Raw genomic sequence first — 12,647 nt, 5'->3', positions numbered from 1 at the left:
TCCCGAAGGTCCAGCCTGTCCGCAATGTCATCCCCTGCGTCAAGAGCGCCAATTACTGCACTCACTGAATGGTGGGCCGCAATGGGCGTTGCTGCCGACGAGCCTTTGGTGGAGGCTCTGCTGGCTGCGGCCCCTGCCGTTGCGGAAACCCCTTCGGCTGTCCAGCAGGCCGAAGTGCCGGTGGTGCGCCGCCGCGGCGCCCGCAGTGTTACCGACTGGATTCGGGAGGCTGAGCGTCTGGCCGCAGAGTGCGCCACCATCGATGATCTGGCCCGCGCCGTCGGTGATTTTGGCGGCAGCCCGCTCAAGGCAACCTGCGAGAATACGGTGGTTTATGATGGTACCCCCGGCGCCAGCCTGATGGTGATCGGGGAGGGGCCGGGCGCCGAAGAGGACCGCAGGGCCAAGCCTTTCGTGGGAAAGGCAGGCCAGCTGCTGGACAAGATGCTGGCCGCGATCGGCCGCCGCCGCACGGAAAATGCGCTGATTTCCAACGTCAATTACTGGCGCCCGCCGGGCAACCGGAACCCGGAACTGGATGAACTGGCCGTCTCCCGGCCCTTTGTGGACCGGATGATCGAGATTACCCGCCCGAAGCTGATCGTTGCCGCAGGCGGCGTTCCCGCCGTCTCCCTGCTGAACAGCCGGGACGGAATCATGAAGCTGCGGGGCAATGAATACACTTATCGCACGCCCGGCGGTTACACTGCGCCGCTGATCCCGATGCTGCACCCGGCCTATCTGCTGCGCCGCCCGCAGGACAAGAGTCGCGCCTGGCGCGACCTGCTGTTGATAGAAAAGAGGTTGGGGGAACTGGAAGCCTAGTCCTCCAGCGCCTCTTCGGCTTTCTTGTCCACCAGCTTGCGTTCCTGCTTTTTCCTCCGGACGAATTCTGCGGCGATCTCACCGCTCTTGTCGGGGCCGATCACATCCTTTGCCACCGGGAAGATGTCTTCTTCCTCTTCGTCGATATGGTGCTCGTAGCGATCTTTCAGCGTCTTGAAACGCGTCAGCCAGCCCGGGGAGCTCATATCCATTTCGTTGAGCTCCTGGAGGATCTCGTCCAGCTCGTGATGCTCGGCCACCGAATGGCGGCCTTCGGGCTGGCCATCAGATTTGGCGATCAGCCCGCTGTAGAAGCTTACTTCCTCAGCCGCCGCGTGGGCGCCGACGTCGTAATAAAAGGTCTGCCAGAGCGCGCGCCGCTCCTCCGAATCACCACAGGTTTCCTCCAGCTGCGCCAGCAGCTTACGATGTTTGTCATGATCAGACTTCAGCTCTTCATAGATCGTCGCCATCTGCGGTCTCCTTGACTAAACTGCCGAATGAACGCCTCAGCTGGCCCTTGCGTTCCGCTCCTTTCAAAATCTCACCGGAAACCCTGATGCCTGCGCCGCTCTCCATCATCATTCCGGCTCTGGACGCGGCAGCAGATCTGCCGCTTTGCCTGGAGAGCCTGATGCCTGGCCTCGAAGCAGCGCTGATCCGTGAGGTGATCGTTGTGGATCAGGGCTCGACTGACGCTACGGTGAAGATCGGCCAGGCCACCGGCGCCCGCGTGATCATCGCAAAAGATCAGCCGATCCGGGCGGGCGTGGCAGAGGCGCGCGGCGATTGGCTGCTGATCCTGCCGGCCACCGCCGCCCTGTCGCGGGAGTGGACCGAGCGCGCCGGCGACCATATCGACACCCGCCCCGGCAAAGCGGCCTTCTTTGAACTCCGCTACAGGTCAGACGACCGCCGTGCCCGGGCCTTGGAAAAAGACGCTGCCCGCTATTCGGAAAAGCTGGGCCAGCCTTTGCCGGAGCAGGGGCTGCTGCTCTCCCGGGATTTGTATGAGGAACTATCCGGCGGAAGCGCCGTCGACATCTCCGGCCTTGTCCGTGGGCTGGGCAGGGAACGGCTCATCCAGCTTAACGCCCAGGCGCGTGTTTCTGCCGCAGACCTGGAAAAGTCTGGCTGGAAACGCCCCCGGCCATCGGGCGGTGGTTATTGGCGCACCCTGTTTGCGGCGAAAGGAAAAGGCCGATGAGCGACCCGGAAAAATCCATCGAGCTGTTTCGTCAGGATGGGGAGGAATTCCGCTCCGTTCGCGCTTCGCTCCGGAACGGCGAATTCGTGATTGATACGCAGGATATGGGCAAAAGCGTCGAAGAATTCTGGGGCGACAGCGACTATGAGTTCTGGACGATTGTGCCGAAGGAAGCCTGGGGTCAGCTTCTGATGGCGCTGTCCATCGAATTCCTCGCCAATGATCCCAAGGCCACTGACCGGCTGCGCGACATCTGCCTCACCCATGGCGTGCCACATAAATGGGATCGCTGGATCTAGCGCGCCTCTGCCCACCAGGCATCGCTGGCAAAGTCTTCTGCATGGCGCGTGCGCAGGTATTCGGCGAAGGCATCAATATCCGTCACACGGCAGGAATAGGTGCCTTCTTTCTCCAGGCCATAGCGGATAAGCTGCGAGGAACTCGCCTGGCTGCAATCGGGCACGGCAACTTCATACTCCCGGACGCCAAGATCGGTATCCTTGAGCTTGCGGGCCACCACATAGCCCCACGCCTCCTGATCGCCCTCACCGGACAGATCGGCCTCGCCCAGCCAGATCGTCTCACCGCCCGCCTTCATCAGGGGGCGGAAGCGCACGGCGATCGGCTTTTCGTCCGCGCCATCCTCAGGATTGGGCAGGATCAGATAAACATCTTCCTGAAGCGTTGTCTGATGGCAGGGTTCACTCGCATCGAGGCAGAAGGTCAAAGGCCCGTCATGGATGTGAACCCCTTCGCCGATCAGCGGCTTGTCTGAAAGGAAACAGCCCGCGAGCAGCAAGGTGGCGCAGCCGGCGGCGAAGACCCTGAATATGCTGAGCATGAAAGGCGTGTCCGTGTTTGCAGCCGCAGTATCAGCTTCTATTCCGGCAAAACAAAGGCTTCTCCGGATGAGGGGCCTATCTATCCGGCGGCAAATCCCACAGGAAGTGATCTTAAAAGTTCTTGATTTGTTCTTTTTTCTCTGGCTTTGTGGCCGGTATGCGTACGGGACAGAAACTGAAGAAATCAGGACGGGTCACGCTTCTCGACACACACGGCGTGGCAGAGCGTTTCGAGCATCGGGGGCGTGGCGCCATCTCGAATCAGACCGGACGGTATGAACGGGAAACGCGCCACGCCTTTGACGATGGCTGGGACACGATAGAGGACGGGGCAGAGCGGCTGGACACGCAGGTGTTCGACGAGGTGGCCCGCTCCATCATTACCTTCAACAAGTCGCCGGACATTTCGTTTGACCGGACGGTGAACCCCTATCGGGGCTGCGAGCATGGCTGCATCTATTGCTTTGCGCGGCCCACCCATGCCTGGTCCGGGCTCTCGGCTGGACTGGACTTTGAAAGCAAACTGTTCCGCAAGACGAATGCGGTGGACCTGCTGGTGCGGGAGCTTTCCCGCCCCGGCTATGTCGTGCGCCCTATTGCGCTGGGCATGAATACCGATGCTTACCAGCCGATTGAGCGTGAGCAGGGCCTTACCCGGCAGCTTCTGGAAATCCTTTCGGCGCACAATCACCCCGTCAGTCTGCTGACTAAATCGGCCCTGATCCAGCGCGACATCGATATTCTGGCACCGATGGCGGAGAAGGGGCTGACACGGGTGGGGATGTCGATCACCACGATGGACCGGAAACTCGCCCGCAAGATGGAGCCGCGCGCGGCCACGCCGGAGCGACGCCTGGAAACGGTGAAGGCCCTCTCCGAGGCGGGCATTCCGGTGGCTGTGATGACGGCGCCGATCATTCCCGGCCTCAATGATCACGAGATCGAAACCCTGATCCAGGCCGCCGCCGATCACGGCGCGCGGGGTGTGGGATATGTCGTGCTGAGGCTGCCTTTCGAAATCAAGGATCTCTTCCATGAATGGCTGGCCCAGCATGCGCCCGACCGGGCCGCGCGCGTTATCAACACGCTGCGCGAGATGCGCGGCGGCAAGGATTATGACGCCAAATGGTTCGAGCGCGGCTCGGGGCGTGGACCGGTGGCAGAATTGATCCGTAACCGGTTTGTCCGCGCTGCGTCCCGGCTGGGGCTCAACCAGCCAAGGCCGCCCTTGCGAACCGATCTTTTCCGTCCGCCTGGCGCGCCTTCCAGCCAGCTCAGCCTGGATTTCTAGGTTTCCTCAGGTGGCGCGGTCTCCACCCGGCCGGAAGCAACCGGCGCCCAGGGGCAGAGGCGCCGCTCCGCCTTGAGCGCGGCTTCCGCCACGCGCCGCATGCGCCGCGCCCGCAGGAGCGCCGCTTCCATTGCATCGACACTGATGCGCCCGGCGGCGGCGCTGGCCAGAAGGTTTTTCTTGATTCCCTCATACGCCTCATCGACCTCATCCATTTCGGCGTCGAATTCGGTCTTGAAGGCGTCGGGGTCTCCTGCCGTTGTTTCCAGTGTGGCCAGGACGCCGGCTCTCAGCCGGTCCCAGGCTGGTCCGCTCGTGAGGGCTTCGTGCGGCTGCGCCCCTTCAGAAATTGCGGCGCCCTCGGCCACGGTTTCCTCGACATGGTGGATGGAGCGGATCAGGTCCGGCAGGGCGGTGACGACATCGGAAGGCAGGGGGTGGCGGCTGAGATCGGCGATAAAGTCCCGGATGGATTGGCCAAGCGCCAGAATGCCTGCGTCGCCATTTCCGTTGAAGGATCTTTTGGCTGCCGGAGACAGGCGGGCTTCGGTGCTCGCGAAGGCGAGCGTCATCATCCGCTGGATTTCCAGCACCAGGCCGCGCAACGCCAACGCAGGCACCGCGGCCAGCGTCGGGTCCAGATGCGCCGGGCGGGCGATGCTTTCCTCCGGGGCGACATACCGGTGCTGCAACCAATCAACGAGACGCCCGGCAAAGGGCCAGATAAGCACCACGCCCAGCACGTTCAGCAGGGTGTTGAAGATCGCCAGCGTCAGCGGCTCATCCTTGCTGTCCACCAGAAGAAGATCGGCGAGCCAATGGCTGGCGGCAACCAGGGGGTAGAGCAGCAGGAAGGCGGCGATACCGGAATAGATGTTGAACACGATATGGGAGAGGGCAACGCGCTTGGCCGCCGGGGTGGCCCCTGCCGAGGCGAAGATGGCGGTGGAGGTCGTGCCGATATTGGCGCCGATGATGCCGGCGGCGGCCAGTTCCAGCGGCAACCCGCCCCCGGCTGTGGCCGTCAGGATGATGGCAATCGCCGCGCTTGAGGATTGGGCGAGCGCGGCCAGCACCATTCCGAACACAAGAAAAACGAAAGGCGCAAAAAACCCCGCTTGCGACAGATCAAGCGTCTCGAACCAGGGCAGCAGCGTCTCGAAGGCGCCTTTCAGAATGCTGATGCCCAGGAAGAAAAGACCAAACCCGGCCAGTGCCTGGCCGGTTCCGGAAACACGCGGGCGTTTCGTGCCCAGCATCTGCGCCAGCACCCCGAAGCCGATGATCGGCAGGGCAAAGGCGCCGATGTCGAGTTTCAGCCCCACCAGCGCCACCAGCCAGGCGGTCATCGTGGTGCCGATATTGCCGCCGAAGATCACCCACACGGCATGGCGAAGCGTCAGCAGCCCGGCATTCACGAACCCGATGGTGGCGACGGTCACCGCGCTGGAAGACTGGACGAGGCCTGTCAGCAGCGCGCCGGAGATGAGACCGCGGGCCGGTGTGCGCGTCCAATTCCGCAGGATGGCGCGCAGGCCGTCTCCGGCGGCCAGCTTCAGCCCTTCTGTCAGCATCGACATGCCCAGCAGGAACAGGCCAATTCCGCCAAGCAGTTCCAGCGCCAGCATCATCGCAAATCCACTCCTCGCGCGCCGCCGGTGACACGCTTCTGTAACCACTGACCTAATGACGAATGCGGCAGCGGGGCAAGGGACCCCGCATTAACCCACAAAAGGCAGTTGGTAACTTTCCGGAAGGTTTTCGTACACGCGCTGGTAACCGACGCGATTCAGGGTCGCCTGTAACAGTCACAGTAGAGTCGCGGGGCGAACGATCCATGACCATCCAGCGTAACACGATCATCCAGGGCGATTGCATCGAGGTCCTGTCCCGCATTCCGGACAAGTCCGTCGATCTCGTCTTCGCTGATCCGCCCTATAACCTCCAGCTTGGGGGCGGGCTGACCCGTCCGGACCAGTCCGTGGTCGACGGTGTGGATGATGAATGGGACAAGTTCGCCAGCTTTGACGACTATGATCTGTTTACCCATCAATGGCTGGAAGAATGCCGCCGTGTCCTGAAGGACGATGGCGCCATCTGGGTTATCGGCTCCTACCACAACATCTTCCGTGTCGGGACGGTGCTTCAGGATCAGGGCTTCTGGATCCAGAATGACGTGATCTGGCTGAAGTCAAACCCGATGCCGAACTTCAAGGGCACCCGTTTCCAGAACGCCCATGAAACGCTGATCTGGGCCGGCAAGTCCAAGGACAGCCGCGTCACCTTCAATTATGACGCGCTGAAAACCTTCAATGAAGACAAGCAGATGCGCTCTGACTGGACGATCCCGCTCTGCACGGGCGGCGAGCGCCTGAAGGATGAGGCCGGCCGCAAGGCGCACCCGACGCAGAAGCCGGAATCGCTGCTGCACCGCGTGCTGCTGGCCACCTCTAATCCGGGCGATCTCATCCTCGACCCTTTCTCCGGCACGGGCACCACAGCGGCTGCCGCCAAGCGCCTTGGCCGGGATTTCATCGGTATCGAGAGGGAAGAAAGCTATGCCCGCCTCTCCCGCGCCCGCATCAAGGCGATCACGCCGCTGGAAGGGGAAGTGCTGGAAACCGAGCGCAGCAAGAAATCCCTCGCCCGCGTGCCCTTCGGCGCGCTGATCGAGACCGGTTGGCTGAAACCCGGCGACCGCCTTTTCTCGCCCCAGCGCCGCCACCAGGCGCGCATCCGTGTTGACGGCTCGCTGACCACTGGCGCAATCACCGGCTCCATCCACCGCCTAGGCGCGCAGGTGCAACAAGCGCCGGCCTGCAATGGCTGGACTTACTGGCATTACGAAACCGATAAGCGCGACCTGGCGCCGATCGACCTTCTGCGCCGGCGTTACCGCGAAGAGATGGGCCTCGCCTGAGGCCATCCGTTCACGAATAGCTTGTCAGGATTTCGTCAATGGCGCGCTCAAGATCCTTGAGTGTCGCCACGTGGCTCATCTGGTTGCAATAGGGCGCATAGCGCGGGATCACACTGTCGCCCGTGCCCCAGAGGGCGGGGCCTTCCGGGTTCAGCCAGATGGTCTGTTTGGCGCGGCCCGCAAAGCCGCTGAACAGGTCCAGCCGGGGATCACCATAGTTTGAGCGGCCGTCGCCGAGCACGATGATGGTTGTGCGCCGGTCGATCACGGTTTCATGGTCTGTCTTGAAGTCAGACCAGGCCTGACCATAGCTGGTTGAGCCGAGGCCGAACTCCCGCAGGATTTTCTTCATCGCGCCGTCAAATTCATTCTCTTCCAGAATGTCGCTGACATCGCCCAGCCGGTAGGAGAACGCATAAGCGTGCAGGTCCGGGATCACTTCCTTGAGGGAGTAGAGCAGCAGCAGCAGGAAGCGCACATAGGCGGCCACTGATCCGGATACGTCGCAAACGGCAACGATCTTTGGGCGGTCTCTTTTCTTCTGCCGCCAGATCACATTGAACGGCACGCCGTCATAGCCCGCATTGGCGCGCATCGTGCGGCGCACGTCCAGAATGCCGCGAGATGTTTTCTTCCGCCGCCGGGAATGTTTCACGGCGAGGCGCTTGGCGATCTTGGCGATCAGCAGCTTCATCCGTGCCATGTCATGGGCTTCCAGCGCGGTGAGGCGCTTGGTAGCTGCCACATCATCGCGGAATTTCTCGGTCTCGCCCGCGCCGAACACTTCAAATGCCCGCTCGGCCCGCTCGCGCGCGGCCATGGTCAGGGCTCGGCGCGCATCGATCATGCGCTGCGCATCCGCATCAGCCTCTGCGCCAGAGCGTTGCAGCGCGTCCAGCAGACGCGCCTGCAAAGCTTCTCCGCCCATGGCCTTTACCATCTGCTGGGCGTAGTAGGCCGTCTGCGTGGAAAAGCGGATGTCGTTGAGGCCAGCGGCTTCTGCGGCGCGTTCCACGGCAGTGGCAAGCGCCTGTTCATTGCCGGGCTGGGTCAGCGCGATCATCTGCTCGGCCGCGTCGGCGGTGTCCTGCCCGCCGCTTTCGCTGTCGCCTGAGCCATCGTCGCGGTTTTCCGCCTCGCTCTGCGTGCTGCTACGCTTGTTGCTGGCGGCGAAGTAAAGATCGAACAGCTTGTCGTGTACGTCCTTTTCCGCTTCGGACTTTGCCAACACGCAGGCGAGCGAATCCTTCAGCAGGCCCCGGTCGCCATAGCCGATCATCGCCACGGTGCGCGCCGCGTCCAGCGCTTCACCGGTTGAGACCTTCACATCAGCAGATCTCAGTGCTCGGATGAAATTGGAGATCTGGCGCTCCATGCGCGCGCCACCTTATCCGAGGTCCGGATAGCCAGAAGCCGTCCGTCCGCCCGAATCGGTGCCCACCGCCTCGCGCACCATTTTGGGGATCTGCGGAGAGATCGCCGCAATGTCGCTCTCATGCTTGAGCAGCACGTTCAGCGTATCGCGCACGAATTGTTCGTCCAGGCTGCTGGAATGCAGCAGAAGCAGCGTGCGCGCCCAATCCACCGTCTCGGCAATCGAAGGCCGCTTCTTGATGTCGGCTTCGCGGACCGACTGAACAAAGCGGACGAGTTGCGAGAGCAGGGTATCGGAAATGCCATCCACCCGCGCGCGCACAATCCTCTGCTCACGGACATGATCAGGAAAGCCGATATGCAGGTGCAGGCAGCGCCGCTTTAACGCGTCGCCCAGCTCGCGGACATTATTCGACGTCAGGATCACGATCGGCGGCACCTTCGCCCGGATCGTCCCGATCTCCGGCACAGACACCTGATAGTCCGACAGCACTTCCAGCAGGAACGCCTCGAAGGCTTCGTCGGACTTGTCGATCTCGTCGATCAGCAGGATTGAGCCCTTGTCCTGCTGCATGGCGTTCAGCAGGGGGCGCGCCTCAAGGAATTGCGGGGAGAAGAACAGGTCTTCAAAGTCGGCCAGCTTGCCCAGCGATTTGGAGAGATTGTCGGCTTCCCCGATCAGCTCGTTCAGCTTTTCCTTGAGGATCTGCGTGTAGAGCAGCTGCTTGCCGTATTTCCATTCATACAGCGCCTTGCCTTCATCGAGGCCCTCATAGCACTGCAGGCGGATGATCGGCAGGTCGAGCCAGCGGCCAAGCGAAGCGGCAAGGTCCGTCTTGCCAACGCCCGCCGGGCCTTCGATCAGGATGGGCTTGCGCAGGCCATGGGCCAGGAAAACAGCCGTGGAAATCTGCGCGGTGGAGATATAGCCCACTTCGCCGAGCCCTGCGGTAATCGCCTCGATCGAGGTCAGCGGCTCGTAGCCGGAAGTCATGTCTTTTGCCATGCCAAAGGGGTAGGGGGCAGGGCGAAGGCTGGCAAGCGCTCACGCTAGGGTAAGGCGCCGCCCCTCAGCCGAGCAGGGAAGACGCCCACACCCGCAACGGGTTTTCTGGGTCGGACAGCAGCCGCGCGACCATCGCCAGACAGATGATGACCAGCAGCGGCCGGATCAGGCGCGGGCCAAAACGCATTGCCGCCTTCGAGCCAAGCCAGCCGCCCAGCACCTGGCCTGCCGCCATCGTCAGGCCGAGCGCCCAGAGCACCTGTCCGCCCAAGGCAAACACGGCGACCGAAACGACATTGCTGGCAAGGTTCAGCGCCTTTGTATGCGCCGTCGCCCGTGTCAGACCCATGCCCAGCAGGGTCACGAGGCTGAGGGCAAAGAACGAGCCCGTGCCGGGTCCGAAGAAGCCGTCATAAAAGCCAATCCCGCCTGCAACGCTGCTATACGCCAGCGGCGTCATCCGGGCGTGCGCGTCCTCATCGCTCGCCTTCGGCCCGAACAGGAAATAGAGCGCAATCGCCACCAGGAGGCCCGGCAGCACCACCATCAGCCAGCTGCTGTCCACCACAAGTACAGCGGCGGTGCCCAGCCCCGCGCCCATGAAGGTGGCGATCAGTGGCCAAAGGATCAGGGCAAAGTTGATCCGCCCGGCTTTCCAATAGCTCCAGGTGGCCATGGCGGTGCCGAAACTGCTCTGTACCTTGTTGGTCGCCAGCGCCGAGAACGGGTTGATGCCAGCAGCCAGCAGTGCCGGAAGCGTAATCAGCCCGCCGCCTCCCGCGATGGCGTCGATGAAGCCGGCCGCCACGGCGGCCACCACGAGAAAGGCAATCAGTTCAGGGGCAAGCTCGATCATCCGCGCGCCTTAGACTTCCTGCGCCAACTGATCCAGCTTCCCGGTGCGCAGACGGGATGACGCCCCCCGGCCAAAGCGATAAGCCGAGGGCATGGCCGTTGCGCGAATCCTCTTCACCCTGCCGCTGCCCGAACCGTTCGATTACACGGTGCCGGAAGGGATGGGGCTGGAACCAGGCGCCTATGTCGCTGCCCCGGTCGGCCCGTATGACCGGCTGGGCATGGTGGTTGAGGTGCTGGGCGATGAGGTGAGCTCCGGTCGCAAGCTCAAGCCTGTCACGGCGGTCTATGAGGCGCCGCCCATGGGCGCGCCGATGCGCGAGTTCCTGGCATGGGTTGCCCGCTACACCGTCACCCATCCGGGGCAGGTGCTTGCAATGGCCCTGCGGGCGCGGGACGGCCTTCTGCCGTCCCCGGTCGAGACACGCTACAGGCTGACAGGGACTTTGCCCGAGCGGATGACGCCCGCGCGCCAGAAGGTGCTCGATGTGTACCGGAATTGTCCGGAAATGTCCGGAAACGACCATCTGCTGGCTGCCGCTGACATCGCCGCGGCAGCAAACGTCTCGTCCGGGGTTGTCAAAGGCATGGTTGAGGCCGGCGCGCTGGAGCCTGTGGAAATCGACAGCGACCCGCCCTTCGCGATCCCCGATCCGGATCTTCCTGGCGCCAGCCTGACAGGCGAACAGGCCACTGCGGCGGTGGAATTGCGCGCTGCTATCCAACAGGGTGGTTTCTCCGCCTTCCTGCTCGACGGGGTGACGGGATCGGGCAAGACGGAAGTGTATTTCGAGGCGATTGCCGAAACACTCCGCTCGGATCCTGAAGCGCAGATCCTTGTTTTGTTACCGGAAATTGCGCTGACGCAAGCGATCCTCGCCCGCTTTCAGGCGCGTTTTGGCGCCGCGCCCGCGCCCTGGCATTCCGGCATGAACCCCAAGGATCGCCGCCGCACCTGGCGTGAGGCTGTCCATGGCCGCGCCCGCATCGTGATCGGCGCCCGCTCGGCCCTTTTCCTGCCCTACCGCAAGCTGCGCCTCATCATCGTCGATGAGGAGCATGACACCTCCTTCAAACAGGAAGACGGCGTTACCTATCATGCCCGCGATCTGGCGGTGATGCGGGCCAAGATGGAAGGCGGGCAGGTGATCCTCGCTTCGGCCACGCCTGCCTTGGAAACCGCTGTAAATGCGGAGGCTGGCCGGTATGTGCGCCTGCGCCTGTCGGCCCGGCCCGGTGCTTCTCGCCTGCCGGATATTGAGCTTGTAGACCTGCGCAAGGCCCCGCCCGCAAAGGGCAAATGGCTGTCGCCGGTGCTGGAGCGTGCGCTGATCCAGACACTCGCCAATGGCGAGCAATCCCTGCTGTTCCTCAACCGCCGTGGTTATGCCCCCCTCGTCATCTGCAAAGCCTGCGGGGAAAGGCTGAAAACACCCGGCACCGAAAATTGGCTGACGGAGCACCGCTATTCCGGCCGGCTGGTTTGCCACGTTACCGGCTATTCCATTCCGAAGCCTGCCAAATGCCCCCATTGCGGCGCAGCTGATTCGCTGATGGGCGTCGGCCCCGGTGTGGAACGGGTCGCCGAAGAGGTGCGCGTTCTGCTGCCCAACGCCCGGATCGAGATTTTTTCTTCAGATACGGCGCAGGGCGGCGATGCTGTCCGCAGCCTGGTGGAGCGGATGGAGCGGGGCGAGATCGATGTGATGATCGGCACCCAGATCGTCGCCAAGGGGCATAACTTCCCGAATCTGACGCTGGTGGGCGTGGTTGACGCCGATAGCGGCCTCAAGGGCGGCGATCTGCGGGCCGGCGAGCGTACCTATCAGCTACTGAGCCAGGTGGCGGGCCGGGCAGGGCGGGCGGAGCGTCCGGGCCGGGCACTGGTGCAGACTTACGCGCCGGATAACCCCGCCATGGAGGCGCTGGCCGCCAATGACCGGGACGGTTTCCTCCAGATCGAACGAGATGTCCGCGCCGAATTGGTGCTGCCTCCCTTCGGGCGCCTGGCCGCGATGATCCTGTCTGCGCCGTCGGCAGAACTTGTGGATAAAACCGCCCTCGAAATTGCTGCCGCTGCCCCCAATGGAGAGGGAATCGAGGTGTTCGGGCCGGCGCCGGCGCCCATCACCGTGCTGCGCGGGCGCCACAGGCGGCGGTTCCTGATCAAAAGCCCCAGAATCGTGGATCTCTCGGCATATATGACCGCCTGGACAGCGCGCCTGAAACTTCCGGCGCAGGTTCGGATTTCGGTCGATATCGACCCTTATTCTTTTCTCTGAAGCGCCTTTCCCTGCGGGAGCTCCGGTTTGCGGCCATTTCGCCGC

At 63.0% G+C, this 12,647-nt stretch carries 12 protein-coding genes; 6 read left to right on the top strand and 6 right to left on the bottom strand.

All coding sequences use genetic code 11. The features are described 5' to 3' along the window. Positions 1-81 precede the first annotated feature (81 nt). Complete coding sequence (locus BBF93_RS08945; protein WP_114105682.1) at positions 82-825, top strand: uracil-DNA glycosylase family protein; 744 nt, start codon at positions 82-84, stop codon at positions 823-825. On the opposite strand, the gene BBF93_RS08940 is transcribed toward BBF93_RS08945, so the two are convergent. Beyond that, complete coding sequence (locus tag BBF93_RS08940; RefSeq protein ID WP_114105681.1) at positions 822-1,298, bottom strand: hemerythrin domain-containing protein; 477 nt, start codon at positions 1,296-1,298, stop codon at positions 822-824. The genes BBF93_RS08945 and BBF93_RS08940 overlap by 4 nt on opposite strands. 86 nt (positions 1,299-1,384) lie before the next feature. Here BBF93_RS08940 and BBF93_RS08935 point away from each other — a divergent pair, with 86 nt between their 5' ends. Next, positions 1,385-2,032, top strand: coding sequence for a glycosyltransferase (locus BBF93_RS08935; protein ID WP_114105680.1), 648 nt, complete (start codon positions 1,385-1,387; stop codon positions 2,030-2,032). Then, positions 2,029-2,331, top strand: a complete 303-nt coding sequence (locus tag BBF93_RS08930; RefSeq protein WP_035596036.1) for a hypothetical protein — start codon at positions 2,029-2,031, stop codon at positions 2,329-2,331. The genes BBF93_RS08935 and BBF93_RS08930 overlap by 4 nt, the downstream gene beginning before the upstream one ends. On the opposite strand, the gene BBF93_RS08925 is transcribed toward BBF93_RS08930, so the two are convergent. Further along, positions 2,328-2,873: a hypothetical protein gene (locus tag BBF93_RS08925; protein ID WP_114105679.1), complete on the bottom strand. Its 546-nt coding sequence runs from the start codon at positions 2,871-2,873 to the stop codon at positions 2,328-2,330. The two genes, BBF93_RS08930 and BBF93_RS08925, sit on opposite strands and share 4 nt — an antisense overlap. 158 nt (positions 2,874-3,031) lie before the next feature. Between BBF93_RS08925 and BBF93_RS08920 the strand changes: the two genes are divergently transcribed. Continuing rightward, a complete protein-coding gene (locus BBF93_RS08920) occupies positions 3,032-4,165 on the top strand; it encodes a PA0069 family radical SAM protein (protein ID WP_199288442.1) in 1,134 nt (377 codons plus the stop codon). Here the strand turns inward: BBF93_RS08920 and BBF93_RS08915 are convergent. Next, positions 4,162-5,796 (bottom strand): Na/Pi cotransporter family protein, encoded by a 1,635-nt coding sequence (locus tag BBF93_RS08915; RefSeq protein ID WP_114105678.1) that lies wholly within the window; start codon positions 5,794-5,796, stop codon positions 4,162-4,164. The genes BBF93_RS08920 and BBF93_RS08915 overlap by 4 nt on opposite strands. Before the next feature lie 206 nt (positions 5,797-6,002). Here BBF93_RS08915 and BBF93_RS08910 point away from each other — a divergent pair, with 206 nt between their 5' ends. Next, positions 6,003-7,085, top strand: coding sequence for a site-specific DNA-methyltransferase (locus BBF93_RS08910; RefSeq protein WP_114105677.1), 1,083 nt, complete (start codon positions 6,003-6,005; stop codon positions 7,083-7,085). Between the two features lie 10 nt (positions 7,086-7,095). On the opposite strand, the gene BBF93_RS08905 is transcribed toward BBF93_RS08910, so the two are convergent. From BBF93_RS08905 to BBF93_RS08895, 3 genes are all read right to left on the bottom strand, one after another. Further along, on the bottom strand, positions 7,096-8,460 hold the full coding sequence (locus BBF93_RS08905; RefSeq protein WP_114105676.1) for a VWA domain-containing protein: 1,365 nt from the start codon (positions 8,458-8,460) through the stop codon (positions 7,096-7,098). Between the two features lie 12 nt (positions 8,461-8,472). Next, positions 8,473-9,453: a MoxR family ATPase gene (locus tag BBF93_RS08900; protein WP_051612382.1), complete on the bottom strand. Its 981-nt coding sequence runs from the start codon at positions 9,451-9,453 to the stop codon at positions 8,473-8,475. A gap of 76 nt (positions 9,454-9,529) precedes the next feature. Further along, positions 9,530-10,321 (bottom strand): TSUP family transporter, encoded by a 792-nt coding sequence (locus BBF93_RS08895; protein ID WP_114105674.1) that lies wholly within the window; start codon positions 10,319-10,321, stop codon positions 9,530-9,532. Between the two features lie 91 nt (positions 10,322-10,412). On the opposite strand from BBF93_RS08895, the gene BBF93_RS08890 reads away from it, so the two are divergent. Beyond that, complete coding sequence (locus tag BBF93_RS08890) at positions 10,413-12,602, top strand: primosomal protein N' (RefSeq protein WP_114105673.1); 2,190 nt, start codon at positions 10,413-10,415, stop codon at positions 12,600-12,602. Positions 12,603-12,647 lie beyond the last annotated feature (45 nt).

This window comes from Hyphomonas sp. CACIAM 19H1, assembly GCF_003325995.1.
Lineage (GTDB): Bacteria > Pseudomonadota > Alphaproteobacteria > Caulobacterales > Hyphomonadaceae > Hyphomonas > Hyphomonas polymorpha.
This window is presented reverse-complemented; position numbering and strand designations above follow the sequence as displayed.

What these genes read in the sequence shown, in the direction of transcription:
- BBF93_RS08945 (WP_114105682.1), top strand. Translation starts at nt 82, where the DNA reads ATGGGCGTTGCTGCCGACGAGCCTTTGGTGGAGGCTCTGCTGGCTGCG.
- BBF93_RS08940 (WP_114105681.1), bottom strand. Translation starts at nt 1,298, where the DNA reads ATGGCGACGATCTATGAAGAGCTGAAGTCTGATCATGACAAACATCGT.
- BBF93_RS08935 (WP_114105680.1), top strand. Translation starts at nt 1,385, where the DNA reads ATGCCTGCGCCGCTCTCCATCATCATTCCGGCTCTGGACGCGGCAGCA.
- BBF93_RS08930 (WP_035596036.1), top strand. Translation starts at nt 2,029, where the DNA reads ATGAGCGACCCGGAAAAATCCATCGAGCTGTTTCGTCAGGATGGGGAG.
- BBF93_RS08925 (WP_114105679.1), bottom strand. Translation starts at nt 2,873, where the DNA reads ATGCTCAGCATATTCAGGGTCTTCGCCGCCGGCTGCGCCACCTTGCTG.
- BBF93_RS08920 (WP_199288442.1), top strand. Translation starts at nt 3,032, where the DNA reads ATGCGTACGGGACAGAAACTGAAGAAATCAGGACGGGTCACGCTTCTC.
- BBF93_RS08915 (WP_114105678.1), bottom strand. Translation starts at nt 5,796, where the DNA reads ATGATGCTGGCGCTGGAACTGCTTGGCGGAATTGGCCTGTTCCTGCTG.
- BBF93_RS08910 (WP_114105677.1), top strand. Translation starts at nt 6,003, where the DNA reads ATGACCATCCAGCGTAACACGATCATCCAGGGCGATTGCATCGAGGTC.
- BBF93_RS08905 (WP_114105676.1), bottom strand. Translation starts at nt 8,460, where the DNA reads ATGGAGCGCCAGATCTCCAATTTCATCCGAGCACTGAGATCTGCTGAT.
- BBF93_RS08900 (WP_051612382.1), bottom strand. Translation starts at nt 9,453, where the DNA reads ATGACTTCCGGCTACGAGCCGCTGACCTCGATCGAGGCGATTACCGCA.
- BBF93_RS08895 (WP_114105674.1), bottom strand. Translation starts at nt 10,321, where the DNA reads ATGATCGAGCTTGCCCCTGAACTGATTGCCTTTCTCGTGGTGGCCGCC.
- BBF93_RS08890 (WP_114105673.1), top strand. Translation starts at nt 10,413, where the DNA reads ATGGCCGTTGCGCGAATCCTCTTCACCCTGCCGCTGCCCGAACCGTTC.